This is a genomic window from Prochlorococcus marinus subsp. marinus str. CCMP1375 (genome assembly GCF_000007925.1).
GTDB lineage: Bacteria > Cyanobacteriota > Cyanobacteriia > PCC-6307 > Cyanobiaceae > Prochlorococcus_E > Prochlorococcus_E marinus.
Genome location: NC_005042.1, coordinates 518,811 through 540,618, shown reverse-complemented (window position 1 = coordinate 540,618; position 21,808 = coordinate 518,811). Strand labels below are relative to the sequence as shown.

Here is a 21,808-nt window from a genome sequence, read left to right as displayed (position 1 = left end):
CTACTCATTCATGAAAGAAGCTATAGCCGCACTCAGTTGGGAAGAGCTTACAAAATTCGCTCACAATCAATCAGATCTAATAAATGGCCCTAACAATTCATACTCTTTGCTCAGACTATTTGGCCAGAACAAGTCTTCGATAAGAGTAGTGTTTTTTAGAGATAAGCATGCATGGTGTCCATATTGTCAAAAAGTATGGTTGTGGTTGGAATTGAAGAAAATACCTTATGCAGTCAAGAAAGTAACCATGCGGTGTTATGGAGAAAAAGAAAAATGGTATCTAAAAAAAGTTCCCTCTGGCCTTTTCCCAGCGATAGAAATAGATCAAGAGCTCATAACTGAAAGCGATAAAATTCTTTTGCACTTAGAAAAAACTTTTGGCCCGTTAGGGATGCAAATGGAGCATCCTAAAATAATTGATTTGCGGAATCTTGAAAGAAATCTTTTTAGATCTTGGTGCATATGGTTGTGTAATCCATCATTTAGCAAAGTCCAATCAATAGAAAGAGAAAAGCAATTCAAATTTATTGCAAAAGAAGTAGATAATCGATTATCTCAAACAAATTCCCCTTGGATAGACCCATCAATTAGTAATTCTCTAGAATCTTTGCCAGGAAGTATAGACGTTGCTTTTGTACCCTATTTAGAACGAATGAATGCCTCTTTAGCCTACTACAAAGGAATAAAGATAAGGAAAGAATTTCCCAATATTGACAGATGGTTCAAATCGCTAGAAATACTTCCAGAGTATAGGGGCACTCAAGGTGACTTCCACACCCATTCCCATGATCTGCCTCCTCAAATGGGAGGGTGTTGGTTAGACAAAAATGTCCTTCAAGAAACTTTCTCAAATCAAATCGATATTGGTAACGGGCTTGGAGAAAATGAAACAACCTTCGAACCTTCAACGAAAACTCTTCCTTCTGCAATTGCTTTAACACGTGTATTAAAACATCGAGAAGGCATCAAAGCCGTTAATCCTCTTGGGCCAGAATCTTTTGATCAGCCATTAAGAGCAGCTCTTAGCTATATGATCTCCAAGCAAGATTTCATCCCCACTCAAGGCAGTGCTGTGGGATTAAGATATTTAAGGGACAGGGTATCAGTCCCTAGAGACATGCCTCTACTTGCAGCCAGAGAATTCCGCAAAGCACTTGAAAAGACTGCTCAAATAGATGGATCCGAAAAAGGAGCTCCTCTCCCAACGAGACATCGCTTTGATCAAAATCCCATTTATTTTTCTAAAGCTATTGATAATTGAAATAGCTCAAATTAGCTAACGTTTACGGCGAGAGTCTATCTGCAACAAATCTCTGATTTTTTGAACTTGGCTTGCAATCTGAGGGTCACTAGACAATTTCTTTTCTACTTGCTCAATTGCATACATCACAGTTGTGTGATCTTTTCCTCCAAACGTATCACCAATTCTTGGCAAACTTAAATTAGTACCTTGACGCATTAAATACATACCTACTTGCCTAGCCTGGCTTACAGGTCTACGTCTACTTGCACTTCTCATTTCATCAGGAGTAACCTTAAAGACTTCTGCAACTTTATCTAGTACCTGCTTTGGAGTTACTTCTACACCTTGACCGTTTGGATCTAACATTGGTGCAATTGAATCTACTGTCATTGGAAGGCCTGTAATAGATGCAAATGCAATAGCCCTGGTAAGTGCTCCTTCTAATTCACGAATATTTGAAGTAAATCGGCCTGCAATAAATTGAATCAAATCTCTTGGAAGTCCTACGCGTTCTTGTTCAGCTTTCTTCTGCAATATCGCCATCCTTGTCTCTAAATCAGGTGCTTGAACATCAGCAATCAACCCCATTGAAAATCTTGACATTAAACGTTCTTGAAGTCGTGGTATCTGGCTAGGAGGTCTGTCACTAGCAAGAACAATTTGACTTCCTGCATCATGCAAGGCATTAAAAGTATGAAAAAACTCTTCTTGGGTATATTCTTTTCCTTCAATAAATTGAATATCATCAACAAGTATCAAATCTGCAGCTCTATATCTATCTCTAAAAGCCTGCATTCGATCTTGCCTAATCGCCAAGATCAAATCATTGGTAAAAGTTTCAGTAGACACATAAGAGACTTTTGCACCTGGATCAATTTCTAAGCGATAATGGCCAATTGCTTGCATCAAATGTGTCTTACCTAAACCAACACCGCCACATATGAACAATGGATTAAATTCGCGTCCTGGAGACTCTGCTACAGCCATAGCTGCTGCATGAGCCATGCGACTATTAGGTCCTACAACAAATCGATTGAAAACATATCTTAAATTAAGTAACGGGAGGGTCTTTTTAGATAATCGCAAAGAAGAGCCTGAAGAGTCAACTGACCCAGGCGAAGCCTCTAAGGGAGGGGTGATGGGAGCAGAAGAATAATGTTCATCTGAACTCTCTGCATTGGCTTTCACCTTTACATGAACAGTTACAGGTTCTCCAAAAATTTCTTCAGCAGTCTCTTGAATTGTCTGAGAATAATTATTTTTCAACCATGCACTGGAAAAGCTATTTGGAGCAATTAAAGTCAGCTCTCCATTTTTAAAACCACTGAACTCAGTAGGACGTATCCAAGTTTCATATGATGGCTTACTTAGATTTTGTTTTAGAGAACTCTGAACTTTTTCCCAAGACGCTTCAAGCATTAGTCCACCTTTTCACGTTGAAGAGCTAGAGGTTGAATCTAAGCATGGTTAAAGGATAAAGCAGTGTTAAATCAGAAAATCAGGTTTTTAATTATTATTACTCAACTTCTTTCCAACCACCAAGTCATTCAGAGGGATTAGAGCAAAGCGACTAAGATAGTTGTGTAATGAAGCTTATTAAAGCTATACAGGATGCAATGAAAATCTTTCAGCAATCCCCGTAACAACAAAAATAACCCACTAAAAAACAATCCATGCTTAAGCCCATCCTTGTCTTAATGACCCGATGGCCAGCACCAAGTCGATGCAAAACAAGACTTGCCAAAGACATTGGACCTTACAGAGCAGCTTTAATACAACAAAGGCTTATTCATCACACAATTGCCGTAGCAAAAGCAATCAAATTAAAAGGGCTAATAGAAACCAAATTAGCTATCGATGGCATTGGCAATCAAAGAGTTTCTGCTTGGGCGAGAAATGAAGGGTTTTCATTGGCTTGCTCTCAAGGATCTGGGAACCTAGGACTTAAAATGAAAAGACAATTAGTTTTAGCTCAAAGAAAAAGTACATCCAAATCACAATCATCAAGGGATACGATTTTAATTGGAACAGATGTCCCAAGCCTTTGCACATCAGATATAGATTCTGCTTTAAATTCCTTGAAAAATAATGACCTAGTAATTGGACCTGCAAATGATGGCGGGTATTGGTTAATAGGGTTTTCAAAGAACATCCTTTCCCCAGTCATTTCTTGGCCTTTCTCTGGAATTAAATGGGGCACTACTTCTGTTTTTAAAGAAACTCTTCGGAAAGCAAAAGAAGAAGGAGTTAACTATAAATTGCTAAATAGAAAAGATGACTTAGACTTTATAACAGACTTAAGCCTATGGAACATATAAAAAAAGATAACAAACTTAGCATAATCATACCAACAATTAACGAGGCGAGAAATTTACCTATTCTACTAGCAGATATAAGATCATATACTCAATGTTTAGAGGTGATTGTTATCGATTGTGGAAGTACTGACTCAACCACACTGGTAGCAAAAATTGGCGGAGCAAAGGTTATTGCAATGACCAATAAGAATAGAGGCGAACAACTGCATACAGGTGCTATGTCAGCCAATGGTAATTGGCTGTTTTTTTTACATGCAGATAGCCGATTAAAATATAACTGGAAATCCAAAATTATTAATTTAATAAGTAATCCTTTAAGCAAGCAATACGCCTGGTATTTTAATTTTAAGACAGAGAAGAAAGGCTTTATATGGTTTATATTGGAATTGGCAGTTTATATCAGAAGTAATTTATTTAATAGCCCTTATGGAGATCAAGGGCTATTATTAAGTAAAGAGCTTTATTCACGAATTGGAGGCTATAAAGAAATTCCTATAATGGAAGACCTGGATCTAATTACACGTCTTAAACAAATAACAACCCTTCGATCTTTGGGAAGTGGTATTGAAACAAATTCAAGAAAATATCTTGGTAGTAATATTATTAAAAATGCAATTAAAAATGCTCTACTCAGGTATCAATGGAGAAAAGGTGCAAATATTAATGAATTGGCCAAAAGGTATTATGCAGAAAATTAAATCAAAAGCATTTTCAAACTAGTTCGCATACCAAAAAGCACAACGATTGCCTTTTGGCTCAAGAGTCCAGCCTTGACTCTGATAAAAACTTATTACTCCTGGGTCTGCAAACAAAACAACTCTTTCTATTCCCTTGTCCTTAAGACTGCGAAGAACATATGACATAAGTTCTTTTCCTAAGCCAAAGCCTTGGTAAACAGGGTGTATGGCAACGTCCCAAATAGTTGCTTGAATAACCTCATCACCTGTACATCTTGCAAAGCCTATTAAACGGGGAAACTTTGGATCATGCTGCCACACCCCAACTTTTAACAAACTATTATCTAATGCTTTTTTAACTCTTCTAATTGGTCTTCTGCTCCATCCAACTGATTGAAGTAACTGTTCCAGTTCTATTAAATCTAAAGTTCTAACCTGGCTAAAAACAAACGTATATTGATCATTAGAAGAGATACATTCACATGCATCTGAGCCATACATTTCTCGAAAATCATTACTACCCGAACGGCCATTTGACCACCCAGAGAAACTTATCTTTCTTTCTCCAATCTTCTTGATCATATTAAAAAACTACCCCCATTAAAATTTGGCTAGCCCTTGTTCCTGCAATTTTGCTAATTGAGAGTACAACCCTCCTAGGGAGCGAAGCTCTTGGTGACTTCCTTGTTCTATTAGCTCACCTTTTTTCATCACTAAAATTCGATCAGATGATTCAATTGTTGCCAGGCGATGAGCGATAACTAATGCTGTCCTTTTCTCAAGAACTCTATTTAAATCTCTTTGCAAAGTTGCCTCCGTAGAAGGATCCATAAATGCTGTAGCTTCATCCATTATCAAAATATTAGGGTTACGGATCGCCACACGAGCCACTGAAAGCAACTGCCTTTCGCCTGAAGAAATGTTTCCACCTCTCTCCCTTAACAAAGTATTTAATCCATCTGGGAATCTATTTAATAATGAATTTAATCCTAATTCCTTACATATTGCTAATAAGTCCTCATCATTTATGGGTGCATCTAGTCTAAGGTTATCTGCAACATTTCCACTAAACAAAAAAGTATCTTGCAGAACAACTCCAATCTGTTTTCTTAATCTATGTAATGGAATATCTCTTATATCTGTTCCATCTATAAATATCCTACCTTCCTGAGGTTCATACAATCTACATAATAATCTTATTAAAGTTGTTTTACCTGAACCAGTAGGGCCAACAAGTGCCACATGTTCTCCTGGCGATATTCTAAAACTCAGATTATTTATTATTTGATCATCAGATCTATAAGAAAAGCTTACATTATCAAAGACAACTTCTCCAAGGGAAGAGATTCTAGAATTATTTAAAGTTTTATCTTTATAGTTTTGATCAATTTTTATATCTGATATCTCGATTTCCTCTTCTAATAATTCCCCAATCCTTTCTACTGCAGTTAATCCACCTTGGATCTGTGTAAATCTTTCTGCAAGTTGCCTTAAAGGTTCAAAAAGTCTTTGAGAATAAAGAATAAATGCAGTAAGAGTACCAAGCCCCATAGAGCCTTCTGTAACAAACCAACCTCCAATAATTATCACAAAAGCAACTACAGCTAATGAGACCCATTCTATAAAAGCAGATATACTACTATCGTAAAAAATAATACTATTTACTGCATTACGATATATCATTCCAGTTCGATTAAATTGCTTTGCATTTATATTTTGTCGCCTAAACATTTGAACAACCTCAATACCTTGAAGATTTTCCTGAAAGTCTGCATTCAGTTGAGATAATTCTTCTCTAACACGATAATTTGCTTTTCTATATCTCTTTTGCAACCAAAGGACTAAATAAGTTACTGGTATTTGTGTAGTTAAAAGTAAAAGCCCTAGCTTTATATCTATAAGAAGCATTGTAATGGAAATTACAACAAGGGTTACAGCATCTGCAAGGACACCAACCGCACCACTACCAAACACTTCAGACAATGCATCTACATCACTAGTTAATCTTGTTAGTAATTTACCTACAGGCATTGAATCGTGATATTTCAATGAAAGGTTAATTGCATGAGAAAACAAATCTTTTCTAATCCTTGCTGTCAAGCTTTGTCCCACCGACTGAATATTATAAGACTGATAGCCTTGAAGAGCCAGACGCACAAGTACAGAAAAAAGAAGGAATAATATTAAAGAATTAACTGAAAAGCCACTTAGAAAAAGAGAAGTTGTTTGCTCATCATCTTTCAAAACACTTATTGCTTGTCCTACCAATAAAGGTTGAACAGCTCCTGCAAAAGAAAGAGGTAGGAGCAAGAAAAGAATTATCAATAAACGCTTTTTGTCTTGGCGAAGGTAACGGCCAAGGCGCTGAACTCTATGAAAATCGTTAGTGGCCATTTATTTATTGTGCAGACGAATCTTTTGAAGATTGCATAATTTCTATGATTTCCTGAAGTCTTCCATTGTCTAATCTTAAAGAAAGGGGATGCGCAATTAATCGAGCCGTGGAATAAAAAAGCTGATCAATCTCAATCAAACCATTCTCACGAAGTGTTCGTCCCGTTGCTACCAAATCCACAATAGCTTCAGCAATGCCAGTCAAAGGTCCTAATTCTACAGATCCGGTTAAATGGACTAATTCCACTGGGAGATCAATGTCCTCAAAAAATTGTCTTGCGCAACTAGTAAATTTACTTGCTACCCGACAATGAGGTGGCAATTCAACTGCGCTTCTATAACCACTTGTTGCCTTTACTGCCACTGACATACGGCACCCACAAAAACCGAGATCTACTAAATTAGCTACTGGCATTTGCTTTTCGCTAAGAACATCAAAACCAACTATTCCTAACTGAGCTTGGCCATAAGCTACATAAACAGGGACATCTCCATTCCTAACAAGAAGTGCCTTTGCACGACCACATGCAGAAGGAACCATTAAAAGCCTATTGGTAGGGTCAAGGACTGCTGAAAAATCCAAGCCCGCTTGGGCCAATCTTGTAACAGAGTCTTTTAGTAAGGCCCCTTTAGCTAAAGCAACAGTAATCATGAGTTAACTAGTCAACTTGAATTGAACTACCAGAGCTACTTTTAAAGCCATGAAAAAAAAAGAAGAAGGTTTCATAATTCATCCCATCCCTGTACTTATGGACAACATCATATGGATTTGGGTTAAAGAAAAGCAAGCAATAGTTGTTGATCCAGCTATCTCTGAACCAGTTATCAACTTGCTAAAAGGGAATGGACTTTCCCTTCATTCAGTATTGCAAACCCATCACCATGAAGACCATATAGGTGGAACACAGGAACTGATAAATGTTTGGCCATCAGCTTCTGTGATTGCTGCAAAAAGTGATTTAGATAGAATCCAATTCCAAACTAAGTCAGTCGTAGACAATGAAGAGTTAGATATTTTAGGGCAAAAAATTAAAGTAATAGAGGTGCCAGGCCATACAAGCAATCATATTTGTTTCTTCTTACAAGGCTCTAAAGAATCAAAAATTGACCCTGTACTTTTTTGTGGGGACACATTGTTTGGAGCTGGCTGTGGAAGGTTATTCGAAGGCACTCCTGAACAAATGTTCAATTCTTTGAGTCGAATAAACAATCTCCCTAAAAACACAAAAATCTATTGTGCTCATGAATACACCGAAGCCAATCTAAGGTGGGCTAAATCAATATTCCCAGAAGATATTTATATAGAAGAAAGGCTAAAAGAAGTAATACTGAGAAAATCGAAAGGTTTCCTTAGTATCCCTAGCAAGCTTTCTGAAGAAAGAAAAACTAATTTATTTATTCGAGCTTCAAATCAAAGGGAATTTGCTCAATTGCGCTTACATAAAGACAACTGGAAAAGCTAAGGCACAAAAAGAGATTAATTCGTAGGATAGATTCCTTAAAATTCGTATTTTTTATGTCCCCAACAGTACAAAACTCAATCGAGACAGAGTTGGCCCCATCTCCAGTAGGTCCTTATAACCAAGCAATAGTTGCTGGCGACTGGCTTTATTGCTCAGGACAAATTGCATTAGACCCATCGACTGGAGAGATTGTTGGTGGAGGCAATATTGAAGAAGAAACTCATCAAGTACTAAACAATCTATTGGCGGTTCTTAATGAAGCAGGAGCAAATGCTACAAACGTAATAAGAACTACTATTTACCTTGTCAATTTAAATGACTTCAACAAAGTAAACAAAATTTATTCTGATTTTTTTGAAGGCAGCATTTTCCCTGCGAGAGCATGCGTTCAAGTAGCTGCACTGCCTAAAGGGGGGCTTGTTGAAATTGATTGTGTAGCATGGCTTGGCTGAAAAATCAAAGAAATCACAAGATTTCCGATTTCCGATTTGCATGCCGGTCACACTATTGTCTAGATTAAGTCTTGACCTGCGACAAACTATGTCCGCAGCCAAGCTAACAATTGGCGAGTTAGAGGCTGGCTATCCCCTCTACTGCAAGGCTCTTAGGCGCCTTCTCCTACAGGGCCGTACCTCCCAAGAAATTGAGAGAACAGTCTGTTGGGGACATTTAGAGACCCTTAACCGCTGCTTACCTGGACGCTACAAATCTCCTGGTTATTTAATGGCACTAATAAAAAGAGATATTACTGAAGCAAAAGAGTAAAAATTTTTTAATCTGAATCTTCGTCGATCAAAGCATCTATCTCCATAGCAAATTCCTTATCAAGATCAGATGCTTGAGAATCTTCATCTTCAGAATCTATCTGCAGTGTCAAATTCACATAAGTTTTGCCAAAACTGATGTCAGGAAAGCGTTGACGCTTTTCACAAAGTTTACCTAAACAATCCAAGAAATCTCTAGTTAACTCATAAGTAGCAAATTCAAACCTTCTTTCAAGTCTTAAAGGTCGCGACCTTTCTTGCCATTTATGCATAATCTGAAAAGCAAATCATCGTTTAATTCAAGAGAAGTAAGTCAACTCAAGTTAATTTCAAACAAGAACGCATTAAAGTCTTCTCTTCGCTCCGCTTACTTTAAGTATAGGCTCAACTTCGACATGTGGTCTAGCAATAATATGAGCAGCTACCAATCCATCCCCAACTCGTTCACAAGCGTCAGCCCCTGCCCTAACAGAAGCATTTACAGCTCCTGTTTCACCACGCACCAAAACACTTACATAACCGCCCCCAACATATTCTCTTGCAATTAAATTGACTTCCGCAGCTTTTGTCATAGCATCAGCTGCTTCTATAGCTGGTACCATCCCACGTGTCTCTATCATCCCTAAAGCAATCCCTTTGTTTTGAGCTGAAGCAGAGGAAGTAGCAAAGGGAGTTGAGGGAGGTGCTTTCGGGCCTCCTCCTTTAGGAGTAGAACCTTTAATAGTTTTTGATGATGAAGAAACTTTTTTAGAAGCTGTAGTTTCTGGAGTCACATCAACTATTTGATTTGAAGGATCCACAGTTTTTAAGTCTTGTTTTGTCTTAGGGTTGCGACGAGAATTTGAAGAAGTCATTTGGAAAAATTAAATTTTGAATAATGTTTTTTCAAACTTCCTGTACTAGCCATCAGGAGTCCAAAAATCAATAATTCCTCCAATAGTCAAATCAGTTTGAGTAGAAGGCTCGGGACATGCAAATCTTGCAGCCGAGCCACTTGCAGTAAAAACCCAATTACCTTCACGAGCACCTACGGGATCAACTGCAACAAGTTGCTTCCCTTTATTATTGCGAAGGATACGTAAATGCATATGACCTAACCCTTCAACTCTTTGAGTGCAAACGAGGCGTCCCATAACTTGCATAATTTCCATTATTTTCTTTCCTCAGGCATAGGGACTGGAGAGTCAGGATCCCAATGATCAATGATTCCAACTATTGTGAGGTCGCTTGGATAAGACTTGCTGCCTGCAGCTTCTCTTGCAGCAGAACTTCCTACGCAAATAACCCAATCATCTGGCTTACAACCAACTGCATCTACAGCAACTTTTTTAGAGCTACCATCCAGCACAACCTGAAGATGTCTATGTTCAAAACCAGGTATGCGGTTTGTTGAGACAAGTGGCTTAACAACTTTACAGATCAACATTTCAATGTTCCTCCTGAGGGGCAGGATCGAGAGAAGACCCCACAACTTCTGCAGGGTCTTTTGCATCTCGATCTCGAATAGTAAGACATGTATGCAATAGACCATCGTCTACCAACTTTCGATAACGAGAAGAAATAGCATTATCAACTCTTTTGCAATCTGACAACGCTCTCTCTCTTGCTCCAGGCACTCTTCCTGAATAATCAAATCTCACAACTACTGGTATAGGAAGGTCTCTTGAAACATTTAAACCACTAAAAATCTTTATACCTACATCCAAATCGGGGGCTCCTTCTTCAACAGTATCAAGATGAGCGAAATAGGTAAGATTACGTAGGTGCACTTCTTTAAACCCTATACCAACTCCAATAAAACGTTCTGCATGTCCAGCATCAGGATAAGGTCCATCATGTAAATCTCGAACATAATCAATCTGAGAAATATTGTTGGTAATTAATTTAATAATAAACTTAATCATCCCAGGGCTTATATTCCCTTGGACAATGGAGTTAACTTTTTCAGAGATTCTTAAAATAGCCTGATCACTTGAGAGTTGTTTTGTCTCCTGATAGATATCAGCAGTAGAAACCCACTTTTCTAAACTTATGTGGCTTTTAGAATCTGGAACATGAACTCGAATCGCATCAGTATCGGTATCTATGCCAATAAGCAAAAGATCTACAGAGGCACCACAACAAAAACTATTCTCAACAGATTCACGAAAATCAAGTAGACGTTGAAGTCCAGAAGCAGCAGCAACAGAATCATCACTACCATGAGCTGCGCAACCTTGATGGGATGGATCTAATGAGCTGAAATGATAAAGGACTACTTTGAGATAGCAAGTAGGGTCATGTGCTGAATTAGGAGAGTTTTCTCTATAGCGTTTATGTTCAGTTTTTATCCAACGATTAACAGTGTTCTCTACATCAAACATTGCTCCAGCATGAGATCTTCGACGAACAGAACTAAAAGGAATTCTTAACACATAGGCTATTGAATGAGCTAAGCGCCCATCTGAACATGGCGTGACATCTAATAAATGGAATCCACATTCAGAAAGAAAAGTTTCAAAATCTTTAGCCCTAGAGCTATCAACTCCTCCATTCAATGGGTCTGAATTAAAGAAACGATTACTTGACTTTTTATGTGCCTCAAAAACACACCAAGCAAATAATGCTCTCATATCAAGAGGGCGGACCCATGCTTTATCTAAAATATGCTTAGGGAGCTCAAACCCTAATTCGGCTTTTGCCAATTTTTGTGCCCTTTCGACAAAGGCTTGATCATGCTGGAGAGCTGAAATTTTCTGAAGTAACGGAACAATTTTCTCAAAACTTCCTTTTACTTCAGATTCATAGTGTTGGAGTTTATTGTTCTCAGCTAAATCAGTAAGAGGATGAGCTCTCTTATCAGTTGTTAGTGGAAAACTTTTTAATTCCGCTATGGAATCTATAGCAGAAGGATGTCGTTTTCTAGGGGCAGTAGGCCCTAGAAAACGATCTTTCTTTCTGGCCAAATGTCTATAGGCCATTGATCAATTAACCTCTTGCTCCACCTGAAAAAGTAACCAACTGTCCCTGACCTGTATTACCACTAGATCCTGTAATCAAGAGATCGGGTTTTGCAAGCTCTTCATTTCTTTTAGGTTCAAAAGCTGGCATAGCACTCATTCCACCAGCGCGAGAAGGATTGCGACGTGTGGAGGATCTACCTTCAGTACCAGTAACACTTTCCCCTCTAGCCCAATCATCTCCTGTGATATTTAGACCAGAAGATTGACCTTCTCCTGTAATCCTTGAAATAGGTCTCGAGCCTTTTTCTGAGACTGGAGCTTCATCTATTGAAGAAGGTAGAGTTTGATCCAATTTCGAACCAAACCGAAATTGTTCAGTACCAGTAATTTTTTCTAATGCCATATCAAAAGGGCCAGTAATCCTTGAACCGTTCTCATAACTAGTACCAGTAACTCCAGTTAATTGCTCCCGACTTTTCTGCGCTGATCTTGCCGGGGATTGAACAGTGAACTGAGTTCCTGGTCCACCTAAAGAGACTTGATCATTAGAATCGCTAACATTTTTAGACGAGTTAGCGCAAGCTTGATTTATCTGGTCTCCGCCAACGTAAGGGGTGCCTGTCAAAAGCTCACAAGCTCCTCTATCAGCACCTGTCATTACACCTCCTATCCCTGGCTGCTGGCCTGTAAGCGCAGGAGCTGGGGTTCCTATATTTCTTGGGGTACGCTGTTGAATTTCATTCACTGAATTAACATCACATAATTGACTGGCTTGTTCTAATCCTGCATATGGAGTTCCTGTAACTGCCTTACATGTACCCGGCTCATCTCCGGTAACAATCTGAGAACGACCTGTCTGTGTTCCACTGACAATTTGTGACTTATTGGTAAGACTTAAACCAACCTTAGGAGCTTCTCCCTTAGGTTTTCCACCACAAAATGACTGGTATTGTTGCTGACCAATATACTCATCTCCTGTTACAAGTTTACAAGTTCCAGGCTCATTGCCAGTTACCGATTCTGTTCGAGACACATTTGTTCCGGTTACACCTGCTCCAGCGAGTGTATTAAAAGAACTTACTTTCTCTGCTGGTCTACCTTCTGGCAATGGGTCTGAGCCAAGATATTGATCCCCTGTAAGTCCTTTATGTGATCCTGCCTCATCTCCAGTAACCCTAGAAGAACGGCCGACCATGACACCACTTACAGTTCTACCGTCTTGAGTAAGACTGTGTCCAACCTTTCTAGGAGAAGGATTTATACCTCCACAATATTCATTAGATTGATTGGATGAAATATATTCAGTTCCTGTAAGGTTTTTACAAGTCCCAGGCTCATTACCTGTAACCTTTTCAGACCTACCAACTTCATTACCTGTAACTAGGTTGCCATGGCTAGTATTGGTAACAGCAACTTTTAATGGTTGGCTAGGTATAGGAGTTGACTGGCAAAAAGTACTGAAGGCCTCCTCTCCCATATATTGCGTTCCAGTAACTGAACGACATGTACTGGCTTCATTTCCAGTTGTTTTAGTAGATCTATTTGCTTGTGTTCCTGTGACAACTTGTCCAGAACTTGTTTCACTTACACCAACCTTCCAATGAGCATCTGCAGCAGCCAATTGCTTAGATCCATTTTTGTTAGGGCCACAAGGTCTGCTCCCACCAGAACGTTTAGAACCGCTAGCACCACTTTTACTTCTAAGTTCACGAACCCTCTGAGAAAGCTCTCTACTTGTGAGATCAGGATCTCCTTGTCTTGCAACAGACGCTGCAGACGTTGGTTGTTTGCCAGCTGTTTTACCGTGCTTAGACTGAGCCTCACGTCGCGCTAATACAAGTGCACGGCTAGAGTTTTGAATAGGCCGACGTTTTGTTGTAGCGCGACGGCTATTATTAGAATTAGATGTCAATTCTTTTCTTCTAGAGGAAAGTGATAAAGAATTTATAGATTCAGTGGAGGGTTTAAGATCATTTTCTTTACATTCATCGCAACAATACTTGGTTACTACAGAAGGAGTTACAACTGTTGAGGAAGATGATGTTCCACTACTATCTGCTCTTGTTCTATCTTTACTTGTATCGGCAGTTTTACCTTTGCGAGAGAGTGCCTCACGACGTGCTAATACAAGGTCTCTGCTTGGCCGACTTACACGTTGTATATGTCTACCAGCAACTGAACTTACAGTCGCGACATTCAATTTAGTATAAGCGCTTGAAGAAGTAGATGTTGATATCTCGTTTCCATTTTGAGAAGTTGATGCGCCTGTCCTAGTAGCACGAGAATCGACAGCTGAGCGGACCCTATTATTCGTAGAGTCATTAACTGCTAGTGCATTTTTTCCACCTTGACTTAACGCTTTTCGGCGTTCAAGGACTAGTTCTCGACTGGTTTGTTTTGCCATTTCTACCGGATAGGAACTTTGCTGTTTCGAGAAGAGCCAATTCTTCTCTAAGGGAACTAAATAGCCTCGAAAAGCTACGAGGCTATAAATGTCATCGCTTACTTAGCGACCTTCAAAGACTACGAAAGCTGTACCCTGACTTTGGGTATAAGCATCGTAACCAACCATTCGAACATGGTGATCTGGATATGCGCGGTGGCAAGCTTCAAGCTCATTAACAACGACATTCAAATCTTTCTCACCAAAGAAAGGCAATTTCCAATAAGACCAATAGGTCTGCATGGAGCCACTTGGATGAACATGTTCAATAACAGGGCTCCAACCCTGCGCGATGATGTAAGCGATTTGGTCGTAAATTTCGTCCTGTGACATAGGAGGCAAAAAGCCAAATGTCTCCAGGGTGGCGACTGTTTGATAGTCACCAACTGTGCTCTGAAAAGGCATGGTGAACTTTTGTTTAGGGAATTAAAGTATGCCGATAGTTTGACCGGATACTGATTGGAAAGGAAGTCATGAGGAGTAATAAGCCTCCTCATGCTTTTGTTAATTACTGAACGTCGAGTTTATCAACGGTGTCAAACTCGAATTTAATTTCCTTCCAGGTTTCAAGTGCAATAGCCAACTCTGGACTATGCTTCGCAGCTTCCATAAGGATGTCGCGACTTTCCTTCTCGATCTCTCTACCTGCATTACGTGCCTTAACACAAGCCTCTAAAGCTACACGGTTAGCGGCTGCACCTGCAGCTGATCCCCATGGATGACCATGAGTACCACCTCCAAACTGAAGGCATGAATCGTCACCAAAGATTGCAAGCAAAGCAGGCATATGCCATACATGAATACCACCTGAAGCGACGGCAAATACGCCTGGCATAGAGCCCCAATCCTGATCAAAGAAGTTACCGCGTGTGCGGTCTTCTGGGACAAAGGATTCACGTAAATTGTCGATATAACCAAGAGTGGTTTGACGATCACCTTCTAACTTACCTACGACCGTTCCGGTATGAAGTTGATCTCCACCAGATAGGCGTAAGCACTTTGCTAGAACACGGAAATGGATACCATGCTTTGGATGACGATCAATCACCGCATGCATTGCTCTATGGATATGAAGCAACATGCCATTCTTACGGCACCAGTTGGCCAAGCCTGTGTTAGCAGTAAAGCCTCCAGTTATGTAGTCATGCATGATAATAGGCATATCAAGCTCTTTAGCGAACTCTGCACGCTCATACATCTCTTCAGGAGTAGTAGCTGTGCAATTAAGATAATGACCTTTAACCTCGCCTGTCTCTTGCTGGGCAAGCTTTACAGCTTCAGCAACAAACTCAAAACGATCTCTCCACCGCTGGAAGGGCTGTGAGTTTATGTTCTCATCATCTTTTGTAAGATCTAAGCCACCTCGAAGGCATTCATAAACCACACGTCCATAGTTTTTACCAGAAAGGCCAAGCTTAGGCTTAATGGTGCAACCAAGAAGAGGGCGACCATACTTATTCAAGCGGTCACGCTCAACAACGATTCCTTGAGGGGGTCCTCCACATGTCTTGATGAAGGCCATTGGGAAGCGGATATCTTCTAAACGCAAATGGCGTAAAGCTTTAAATCCAAAGACATTACCGACCAATGAAGTCAGAACGTTTGTTATTGAGCCTTCTTCAAAAAGATCTAGAGGATATGCAATGAATGCATAAAAAGATTCTTTATCTCCGGGTACGTCCTCAATGCGATAACAACGGCCCTTGTAAAATTCAAGGTCAGTTAGCAATTCAGACCAAACCGTAGACCAAGTACCTGTTGATGATTCAGCAGCTACAGCAGCAGCAACTTCCTCTCTTGGAACTCCTTCTTGACCTGTGCATTTAAAACAAGCCAAAAGGTCTGTGTCTAGGGGTACATAATCGGGAGTCCAGTAGGTGTCTCTGTACTCCTTAACCCCAGCGTCATACTTTTTACTCATGGGATAACTCCTGTAAGTCGATATAGGGATATGAAATCAGGCTTGAATTAAATCAAGCGCTTTAGATTTCAGTCCTTTTGACCAAGGAAGTTGCCGTTACCCAATGCAGGCTCAACTTCTCTATGAGGACGAGCAATGATGTGAGCAGCAACAAGTCCGTCTCCTACACGCTCACAGGCGTCAGCGCCTGCACGAACTGCAGCATTAACTGCACCAGTTTCTCCACGAACTAGAACTGTTACATAACCGCCACCAACAAATTCACGACCTATAAGGCGCACTTCAGCAGCCTTGGTCATTGCGTCAGCAGCTTCAATAGCTGGAACAAGGCCGCGTGTCTCGATCATGCCGAGTGCTATGCCCATAGTTTCGTTAGCCATATGCCTTGCGAAAAATAAAGGATGGAATGTTCATCAAGGACAATGACGGCTGAGATACTATTAAGTCAAGGGGAATTCATCAAAAACACTATCACCTTATTTACTCTCGCTGATAAGCTGTGCTTATCACCCTTGGCACTACTGATATAAGAGGCTGTCCTGATTTACGTCAGCAGCTGAGAACAATCAATTGTTTGTGAGCTGCTTATTGGTTAGCTTCCTCCCGGGACAGGTACCCATGGCATTGCCAAGGGATGGAATGTTCAACCTAATCCTGTCTCTATAAAAATTTATTGATTATCGATAAGTTACTCTATAAATCAATTTTATAAGGCCTTAAAAAAAGGCTCATTTATATTTTGACAGCACCACTACTTACCATTGCTAGTGGAAATCCTAAAAAGGTCTCAGAGATTGAATCAATGCTAGGACCTCTTCCAATTGGAGTTAAAAGGCAGCCTGAAGGTCTTTCCATAGAAGAAACGGGCTCCAGTTATCTTGAAAATGCTTTGCTTAAAGCTCAAACAACTGCAAAATTGACTAACACTTGGGCAATTGCAGATGATTCAGGTCTTGAGGTTGACGCACTTAATGGTGCTCCTGGGATCTACTCTGCTCGTTTTGCTATCAATAACGAAGAGAAGCTTAAGAAATTACTCGGCGAGCTTAAAAACAACCCCTATCGCAGCGCCAGATTCTGCAGTGTAATGGTTTTATGTGATCCTCAAGGGAATCATATTCATGATTCAGAAGGAATTTGCTGGGGTGAAATTTTAAAAAAGCCTGCATATCCTGAAGGCGAATTTGAATCCATCTTTTGGGTAAGAGAAGCAAATTGTACTTATGGACAACTTAGTCAAGAACAATTGACAAGACTTGGAAGTCGCGGGAAAGCTGCTCGTGCAATGTCCCCATATCTTCTTAAAGCTTTAAATCTAAATTAAAATATAAAAATTTTTCTCTATTGGCGATTAATTTGATCGATAGATCTCATTGCTGCTGCTGCTGCCTCCTCAACATCACCTTCTTTGCCAGCAAGAGTTAATCTTCCAAATGCTCCCACACCTTTTACGTCAACAACTGTGATATTAGAAGCCTTCTCGGCTTCATTTGCTGCCATTAACACATAACCAGCAGGCTCTGTCTCAAGAATAAACATACTCATACCAGATTGAATCATTGAGCCTCTACGATTTTGACGGTTAATTAAAACTGCATGATCAGGAGTTATTGCTCTAATTACTTCAGTCCAACTAACTGCCGGTTTAGTACGTCTACTAACACTACTGCCAATAGCATCTAAGACAACATCACCAGAGTGAAGAACGGTACTTTGATCTCGGTGGTAAAGAGCTAAAGAGCCAAAAGCCCTCTCAACAACCATCTGGCCAAGTCTGACATTACTAGCCTTAAGCGCAATATCGGTAACCCTATGAACAGCCATCCCTGGCGAAACTTCCATCCAAAGGCAAGCATCTCCTGGTATAGGAAGAAATCCCTGACTAACTGTCCCCATATATGCTGCAAGCTGGGGCTGCAATGAATCTAGGAATACGTAACTTCTTAACTCAATTTGCTGAACATGGCTCGCTTGGCGAGAAACAAGTGACTTCTCAGAATCAGTAGTAATAACACAGCTTGCTCCAGAAGCCTGAGGCCCTACCTCAGATCCTGTAACTAGCGCACTCCCTGAGAGTCGGCGCTCACCATTTTCATAACTAGCGAGTCCGGTCATGGCGGGGATACTACCCGAAAGATCGTCTATTTAGCTAATTAAAAGTCTTGCAACCTTAAATTTCTACCGATATCTTCAAAGAAATACAGCATAAAAAGATGTCTGCTCCTCAAAAAAGTAACCCCGACTCTCAAGCTATACCAAGCGACTTGAAGCCTGAACAAGCACTTGGGTTAGTAGGTCTTGGAATGATGCAAAGAATATCTAGTAATAGCACTTCAAGATTAAGATTAGTTGAAGACAATCAAGAGAAATTCGATCTTCATGCGCTTAGAGAACGCCTCGAATTGATTGCCTTAGCAATAGAAACAGGTGCACCATTAAGCACTGCTGAGGTAACTCATCTAATAGGAGCGCGTCCTGGATCTTCAAAAACAACGCGAGGGGGTCTACTTGCACGAAGAATAAGTAGAAATGTCTGGAAACTGTCTGGGACTCAAGGTGAAGACAGTTCTTACTGGAGAAACTAGAATTACTCATATTTATCAGCTATTTTGAGAAATCAGTCCAAAACGCTAAATAAAAAGCAACAAAATATATATTGAATTCCGAATTTTTCCTGTTAGTAATTGCATCTTTCGATTAATAGATGCACTTTAAAGATAGACCTTAAATTTACATATGAGCGGCTCAACGCTGCTAAAAGAGACTGGACCTAGAGAAGTCTTTTGCGGCCTTACTTCTATTGTTTGGCTTCATAGACGTATGCCAGATGCTTTTTTCTTAGTAGTTGGATCCAGAACCTGCGCTCATCTTATTCAGAGTGCTGCAGGAGTAATGATCTTTGCTGAACCAAGATTCGGTACAGCAATTCTTGAAGAAAGAGACTTGGCTGGTTTAGCCGATGCTCATGAAGAACTAGACAGAGTAGTTAAAAGCCTTTTAAAGAGACGCCCTGAAATTCGAACTCTTTTTCTTGTGGGGTCTTGCCCGAGCGAAGTAATAAAAATTGATTTATCTAGAGCTGCAGAAAGACTTTCCAGTCAATTCAATGGTCAAGTGAGGATTCTCAACTACTCAGGAAGTGGAATTGAAACAACATTTACCCAAGGAGAAGATGGAGCACTTAAAGCGTTAGTTCCTTTGATGCCAAGTAGTCAAGAAGAACAATTGCTCCTAGCAGGAACATTGGCAAACCCTGTGGAAGATCGATTGAAAACCATATTCAATAGATTAGGCATACAAAAAGTTGAAAGTTTCCCTCCAAGAGAATCAACTAAACTTCCTGCAATTGGTCCAGGAACAAAGGTTTTATTAGCTCAACCATATCTAACAGATACTGCTAGAGAGTTAAAAGACAGAGGTGCGGAAATACTTCAAGCGCCCTTCCCACTTGGGGTAGAAGGGAGCCAGCTATGGATAGAAGCAGCTGCTAATGCTTTCAAAATTAAGAAAACTCTAGTTGATGCAACTTTGGAGCCACTAATAACAAGAGCTCACAAAGCTTTAAAGCCATATGTCGAACAACTTTCAGGGAAAAAACTATTTCTTTTACCAGAGTCGCAACTTGAAATACCTCTTGCACGTTTTCTAAGTAATGAATGCGGAATGAAACTAATAGAAGTTGGGGTACCTTATTTAAATAGAGAGATGATGGGTCCAGAGCTAGATCTTCTCCCTCAGAACACTCGAATTGTTGAAGGTCAACATGTAGAGAAGCAATTAGATCGAGTAAGAGAACATCACCCCGATCTAGTTGTATGTGGAATGGGTCTTGCCAACCCTTTAGAAGCAGAAGGTATTTCAACAAAATGGTCTATTGAAATGGTATTTAGCCCTATTCATGGAATTGATCAAGCATCTGATCTTGCTGAGCTCTTCGCTAGACCATTGCATCGTCAAAACCTCCTTAACAAAAAAACTCTAGAAGCTGTTTAAACCCATGGAACTAACACTTTGGACATATGAAGGCCCCCCCCATATAGGGGCTATGAGAATAGCCACTTCTATGAAAGGGCTTCATTACGTTTTGCATGCTCCTCAGGGAGATACTTATGCAGATCTCCTTTTCACAATGATTGAGCGTAGAGGCAGTAGACCACCAGTTACCTATACAACTTTTCAAGCCAGAGATCTAGGTGGAGACACTGCAGAATTAGTTAAAGGGCATATTTTTGAGGCAGTTGAAAGGTTCAAACCTGAAGCTCTTCTTGTTGGAGAAAGCTGTACTGCTGAATTAATTCAAGATCAACCAGGTTCTTTAGCTAAAGGAATGGGTCTCAACATTCCTATTGTTAGCTTAGAACTCCCCGCATATAGTAAAAAAGAAAACTGGGGAGCTTCTGAAACCTTCTATCAACTAATTAGAGGCCTATTAAAAGAAATTTCAGAGGATTCTTCAAACAATGCGAAGCAATCATGGCAAGAAGAAGGAAGAAGACCGAGAGTAAACTTATTAGGCCCATCCCTATTAGGATTTAGATGTAGAGACGACGTTTTAGAAATACAAAAGATTCTTGGTGAAAATGGTATTGACATCAATGTAATTGCGCCTTTAGGAGCATCCCCTAGTGATTTAATGAGACTTCCAAAGGCTGATGCAAATGTTTGTCTATATCCGGAAATTGCAGAATCTACATGTCTTTGGCTTGAACGAAATTTCAAGACACCCTTTACAAAAGTGGTGCCTATAGGAGTAAAAGCAACACAGGATTTTCTTGAAGAGCTTTATGAGCTATTGGGAATGGAAGTATCCAACTCAATTAGTAATTCAGACCAATCGAAACTACCTTGGTATTCAAAATCAGTCGATTCCAATTACTTGACAGGGAAAAGGGTTTTTATATTTGGAGATGGCACCCATGTATTGGCTGCTGCAAGAATTGCAAATGAAGAACTAGGTTTCGAAGTTGTAGGCATAGGAACTTACAGTCGGGAGATGGCTCGAAAAGTTAGAGCTGCAGCAACAGAACTTGGATTAGAAGCCTTAATTACGAACGACTATTTGGAAGTCGAAGAATCAATAAAAGAATGTGCCCCAGAGCTAGTTCTAGGGACTCAAATGGAAAGACATAGCGCAAAGAGGCTAGGGATTCCATGCGCAGTAATAAGCACACCTATGCATGTTCAAGATGTTCCTGCTCGCTATAGCCCACAAATGGGTTGGGAAGGTGCCAATGTAATTTTCGATGATTGGGTTCACCCGCTAATGATGGGACTCGAAGAGCATTTAATAGGAATGTTTCGTCATGACTTTGAATTCACTGATGGGCATCAAAGTCATTTAGGGCATCTAGGAGGTCATGCATCAGAAACAAAAACATCTTCCAAGGGAATCAATCAATCTCCAAATAATCATTCACCTGCTGGTGAAAGTATTCATTGGACTTCAGAAGGTGAATCAGAATTAGCCAAAATTCCTTTCTTTGTAAGAGGTAAAGTTCGAAGAAATACTGAAAAGTATGCGCGACAGGCAGGCTGTAGAGAAATAGACGGAGAGACCTTATTAGACGCAAAAGCTCATTTCGGAGCTTGAATTATGTACAAAAAAAAATAATTTGTTATGAGTATTTAGGCTCATTCTCCTCC

General features: G+C 40.0%; 24 protein-coding genes. 10 read left to right on the top strand and 14 right to left on the bottom strand.

All coding sequences use genetic code 11. From position 1 onward, the window contains the following. Positions 1–10 precede the first annotated feature (10 nt). Entirely contained in the window at positions 11–1,261 is a 1,251-nt protein-coding gene (locus PRO_RS02885; RefSeq protein ID WP_011124721.1) for a glutathione S-transferase family protein, read from the top strand. A 15-nt stretch (positions 1,262–1,276) separates the two neighbouring features. On the opposite strand, the gene dnaA is transcribed toward PRO_RS02885, so the two are convergent. Next, the gene (gene dnaA / locus PRO_RS02880; protein ID WP_011124720.1) at positions 1,277–2,662 is read right to left on the bottom strand and encodes a chromosomal replication initiator protein DnaA; all 1,386 of its coding nucleotides are present in this window, start codon (positions 2,660–2,662) and stop codon (positions 1,277–1,279) included. Between the two features lie 278 nt (positions 2,663–2,940). On the opposite strand from dnaA, the gene PRO_RS02875 reads away from it, so the two are divergent. After that, positions 2,941–3,561: a TIGR04282 family arsenosugar biosynthesis glycosyltransferase gene (locus PRO_RS02875; RefSeq protein ID WP_164923209.1), complete on the top strand. Its 621-nt coding sequence runs from the start codon at positions 2,941–2,943 to the stop codon at positions 3,559–3,561. Next, positions 3,549–4,259 (top strand): TIGR04283 family arsenosugar biosynthesis glycosyltransferase, encoded by a 711-nt coding sequence (locus PRO_RS02870; RefSeq protein ID WP_011124718.1) that lies wholly within the window; start codon positions 3,549–3,551, stop codon positions 4,257–4,259. The genes PRO_RS02875 and PRO_RS02870 overlap by 13 nt, the downstream gene beginning before the upstream one ends. Positions 4,260–4,277: 18 nt before the next feature. Here PRO_RS02870 and PRO_RS02865 read toward each other — a convergent pair whose 3' ends face one another. Genes PRO_RS02865 through hisG form a run of 3 tightly spaced genes read right to left on the bottom strand, consistent with a single transcriptional unit; the run spans position 4,278 to position 7,284 of the window. Continuing rightward, a complete protein-coding gene (locus PRO_RS02865) occupies positions 4,278–4,820 on the bottom strand; it encodes a GNAT family N-acetyltransferase (protein ID WP_011124717.1) in 543 nt (180 codons plus the stop codon). 18 nt (positions 4,821–4,838) lie between these two features. After that, positions 4,839–6,632 carry an ABC transporter ATP-binding protein gene (locus tag PRO_RS02860; protein WP_011124716.1) on the bottom strand — a complete coding sequence of 598 codons (1,794 nt, stop codon included), beginning with the start codon at positions 6,630–6,632 and terminating at the stop codon, positions 4,839–4,841. Between the two features lie 4 nt (positions 6,633–6,636). Then, the gene (gene hisG / locus PRO_RS02855; protein ID WP_011124715.1) at positions 6,637–7,284 is read right to left on the bottom strand and encodes an ATP phosphoribosyltransferase; all 648 of its coding nucleotides are present in this window, start codon (positions 7,282–7,284) and stop codon (positions 6,637–6,639) included. Positions 7,285–7,333: 49 nt separating this feature from the next. Between hisG and gloB the strand changes: the two genes are divergently transcribed. The 3 genes from gloB to PRO_RS02840 all read left to right on the top strand — a co-directional run bounded on the left by gloB (position 7,334) and on the right by PRO_RS02840 (position 8,860). After that, positions 7,334–8,095, top strand: a complete 762-nt coding sequence (gloB, locus tag PRO_RS02850; protein WP_011124714.1) for a hydroxyacylglutathione hydrolase — start codon at positions 7,334–7,336, stop codon at positions 8,093–8,095. 53 nt (positions 8,096–8,148) lie between these two features. After that, positions 8,149–8,547, top strand: a complete 399-nt coding sequence (locus tag PRO_RS02845) for a RidA family protein (RefSeq protein ID WP_011124713.1) — start codon at positions 8,149–8,151, stop codon at positions 8,545–8,547. Between the two features lie 88 nt (positions 8,548–8,635). Continuing rightward, positions 8,636–8,860, top strand: coding sequence for a DUF3136 domain-containing protein (locus tag PRO_RS02840; protein WP_011124712.1), 225 nt, complete (start codon positions 8,636–8,638; stop codon positions 8,858–8,860). A 7-nt stretch (positions 8,861–8,867) separates the two neighbouring features. On the opposite strand, the gene PRO_RS02835 is transcribed toward PRO_RS02840, so the two are convergent. From PRO_RS02835 to PRO_RS02795, 9 genes are all read right to left on the bottom strand, one after another. Continuing rightward, a complete protein-coding gene (locus tag PRO_RS02835) occupies positions 8,868–9,131 on the bottom strand; it encodes a 4a-hydroxytetrahydrobiopterin dehydratase (RefSeq protein ID WP_011124711.1) in 264 nt (87 codons plus the stop codon). 72 nt (positions 9,132–9,203) lie between these two features. Next, positions 9,204–9,713 (bottom strand): BMC domain-containing protein, encoded by a 510-nt coding sequence (locus tag PRO_RS09640; protein WP_011124710.1) that lies wholly within the window; start codon positions 9,711–9,713, stop codon positions 9,204–9,206. A gap of 45 nt (positions 9,714–9,758) precedes the next feature. Further along, positions 9,759–10,010: a carboxysome peptide B gene (locus PRO_RS02825; protein WP_011124709.1), complete on the bottom strand. Its 252-nt coding sequence runs from the start codon at positions 10,008–10,010 to the stop codon at positions 9,759–9,761. Further along, entirely contained in the window at positions 10,010–10,285 is a 276-nt protein-coding gene (locus PRO_RS02820) for a carboxysome peptide A (RefSeq protein WP_011124708.1), read from the bottom strand. Before PRO_RS02820 ends, PRO_RS02825 begins: the two co-directional genes overlap by 1 nt. Before the next feature lies 1 nt (position 10,286). Next, positions 10,287–11,819 carry a carboxysome shell carbonic anhydrase gene (locus PRO_RS02815; protein ID WP_011124707.1) on the bottom strand — a complete coding sequence of 511 codons (1,533 nt, stop codon included), beginning with the start codon at positions 11,817–11,819 and terminating at the stop codon, positions 10,287–10,289. A gap of 7 nt (positions 11,820–11,826) precedes the next feature. Beyond that, the gene (locus PRO_RS02810) at positions 11,827–14,205 is read right to left on the bottom strand and encodes a carboxysome assembly protein CsoS2 (protein WP_011124706.1); all 2,379 of its coding nucleotides are present in this window, start codon (positions 14,203–14,205) and stop codon (positions 11,827–11,829) included. Between the two features lie 102 nt (positions 14,206–14,307). Beyond that, positions 14,308–14,649, bottom strand: coding sequence for a ribulose bisphosphate carboxylase small subunit (locus PRO_RS02805; RefSeq protein ID WP_011124705.1), 342 nt, complete (start codon positions 14,647–14,649; stop codon positions 14,308–14,310). 103 nt (positions 14,650–14,752) lie between these two features. Next, complete coding sequence (locus PRO_RS02800; RefSeq protein ID WP_011124704.1) at positions 14,753–16,165, bottom strand: form I ribulose bisphosphate carboxylase large subunit; 1,413 nt, start codon at positions 16,163–16,165, stop codon at positions 14,753–14,755. Positions 16,166–16,233: 68 nt separating this feature from the next. Then, entirely contained in the window at positions 16,234–16,545 is a 312-nt protein-coding gene (locus PRO_RS02795) for a BMC domain-containing protein (protein WP_006169870.1), read from the bottom strand. Between the two features lie 359 nt (positions 16,546–16,904). Between PRO_RS02795 and PRO_RS02790 the strand changes: the two genes are divergently transcribed. Continuing rightward, positions 16,905–17,489 (top strand): non-canonical purine NTP pyrophosphatase, encoded by a 585-nt coding sequence (locus PRO_RS02790; protein WP_011124703.1) that lies wholly within the window; start codon positions 16,905–16,907, stop codon positions 17,487–17,489. Positions 17,490–17,506: 17 nt separating this feature from the next. Here PRO_RS02790 and PRO_RS02785 read toward each other — a convergent pair whose 3' ends face one another. Further along, on the bottom strand, positions 17,507–18,280 hold the full coding sequence (locus PRO_RS02785) for a hypothetical protein (protein ID WP_011124702.1): 774 nt from the start codon (positions 18,278–18,280) through the stop codon (positions 17,507–17,509). A 98-nt stretch (positions 18,281–18,378) separates the two neighbouring features. Here PRO_RS02785 and PRO_RS02780 point away from each other — a divergent pair, with 98 nt between their 5' ends. The 3 genes from PRO_RS02780 to PRO_RS02770 all read left to right on the top strand — a co-directional run bounded on the left by PRO_RS02780 (position 18,379) and on the right by PRO_RS02770 (position 21,755). Next, positions 18,379–18,750 carry a hypothetical protein gene (locus PRO_RS02780; protein WP_011124701.1) on the top strand — a complete coding sequence of 124 codons (372 nt, stop codon included), beginning with the start codon at positions 18,379–18,381 and terminating at the stop codon, positions 18,748–18,750. Between the two features lie 151 nt (positions 18,751–18,901). Then, positions 18,902–20,158 carry a ferredoxin:protochlorophyllide reductase (ATP-dependent) subunit N gene (locus tag PRO_RS02775; protein WP_011124700.1) on the top strand — a complete coding sequence of 419 codons (1,257 nt, stop codon included), beginning with the start codon at positions 18,902–18,904 and terminating at the stop codon, positions 20,156–20,158. A 4-nt stretch (positions 20,159–20,162) separates the two neighbouring features. Further along, the gene (locus PRO_RS02770) at positions 20,163–21,755 is read left to right on the top strand and encodes a ferredoxin:protochlorophyllide reductase (ATP-dependent) subunit B (RefSeq protein WP_011124699.1); all 1,593 of its coding nucleotides are present in this window, start codon (positions 20,163–20,165) and stop codon (positions 21,753–21,755) included. Positions 21,756–21,808 lie beyond the last annotated feature (53 nt).

Excerpts from the sequence above, each read along its gene's own strand:
- PRO_RS02795 (WP_006169870.1), bottom strand. The coding sequence starts at position 16,545 with ATGGCTAACGAAACTATGGGCATAGCACTCGGCATGATCGAGACACGC.
- PRO_RS02840 (WP_011124712.1), top strand. The coding sequence starts at position 8,636 with ATGTCCGCAGCCAAGCTAACAATTGGCGAGTTAGAGGCTGGCTATCCC.
- PRO_RS09640 (WP_011124710.1), bottom strand. The coding sequence starts at position 9,713 with ATGACTTCTTCAAATTCTCGTCGCAACCCTAAGACAAAACAAGACTTA.
- PRO_RS02845 (WP_011124713.1), top strand. The coding sequence starts at position 8,149 with ATGTCCCCAACAGTACAAAACTCAATCGAGACAGAGTTGGCCCCATCT.
- PRO_RS02875 (WP_164923209.1), top strand. The coding sequence starts at position 2,941 with ATGACCCGATGGCCAGCACCAAGTCGATGCAAAACAAGACTTGCCAAA.
- PRO_RS02810 (WP_011124706.1), bottom strand. The coding sequence starts at position 14,205 with ATGGCAAAACAAACCAGTCGAGAACTAGTCCTTGAACGCCGAAAAGCG.
- dnaA (WP_011124720.1), bottom strand. The coding sequence starts at position 2,662 with ATGCTTGAAGCGTCTTGGGAAAAAGTTCAGAGTTCTCTAAAACAAAAT.
- PRO_RS02825 (WP_011124709.1), bottom strand. The coding sequence starts at position 10,010 with ATGGAAATTATGCAAGTTATGGGACGCCTCGTTTGCACTCAAAGAGTT.
- PRO_RS02780 (WP_011124701.1), top strand. The coding sequence starts at position 18,379 with ATGTCTGCTCCTCAAAAAAGTAACCCCGACTCTCAAGCTATACCAAGC.
- PRO_RS02885 (WP_011124721.1), top strand. The coding sequence starts at position 11 with ATGAAAGAAGCTATAGCCGCACTCAGTTGGGAAGAGCTTACAAAATTC.
- PRO_RS02805 (WP_011124705.1), bottom strand. The coding sequence starts at position 14,649 with ATGCCTTTTCAGAGCACAGTTGGTGACTATCAAACAGTCGCCACCCTG.
- PRO_RS02815 (WP_011124707.1), bottom strand. The coding sequence starts at position 11,819 with ATGGCCTATAGACATTTGGCCAGAAAGAAAGATCGTTTTCTAGGGCCT.
- PRO_RS02800 (WP_011124704.1), bottom strand. The coding sequence starts at position 16,165 with ATGAGTAAAAAGTATGACGCTGGGGTTAAGGAGTACAGAGACACCTAC.
- PRO_RS02860 (WP_011124716.1), bottom strand. The coding sequence starts at position 6,632 with ATGGCCACTAACGATTTTCATAGAGTTCAGCGCCTTGGCCGTTACCTT.
- PRO_RS02820 (WP_011124708.1), bottom strand. The coding sequence starts at position 10,285 with ATGTTGATCTGTAAAGTTGTTAAGCCACTTGTCTCAACAAACCGCATA.
- PRO_RS02865 (WP_011124717.1), bottom strand. The coding sequence starts at position 4,820 with ATGATCAAGAAGATTGGAGAAAGAAAGATAAGTTTCTCTGGGTGGTCA.
- hisG (WP_011124715.1), bottom strand. The coding sequence starts at position 7,284 with ATGATTACTGTTGCTTTAGCTAAAGGGGCCTTACTAAAAGACTCTGTT.
- PRO_RS02785 (WP_011124702.1), bottom strand. The coding sequence starts at position 18,280 with ATGACCGGACTCGCTAGTTATGAAAATGGTGAGCGCCGACTCTCAGGG.
- PRO_RS02775 (WP_011124700.1), top strand. The coding sequence starts at position 18,902 with ATGAGCGGCTCAACGCTGCTAAAAGAGACTGGACCTAGAGAAGTCTTT.
- gloB (WP_011124714.1), top strand. The coding sequence starts at position 7,334 with ATGAAAAAAAAAGAAGAAGGTTTCATAATTCATCCCATCCCTGTACTT.
- PRO_RS02870 (WP_011124718.1), top strand. The coding sequence starts at position 3,549 with ATGGAACATATAAAAAAAGATAACAAACTTAGCATAATCATACCAACA.
- PRO_RS02770 (WP_011124699.1), top strand. The coding sequence starts at position 20,163 with ATGGAACTAACACTTTGGACATATGAAGGCCCCCCCCATATAGGGGCT.
- PRO_RS02835 (WP_011124711.1), bottom strand. The coding sequence starts at position 9,131 with ATGCATAAATGGCAAGAAAGGTCGCGACCTTTAAGACTTGAAAGAAGG.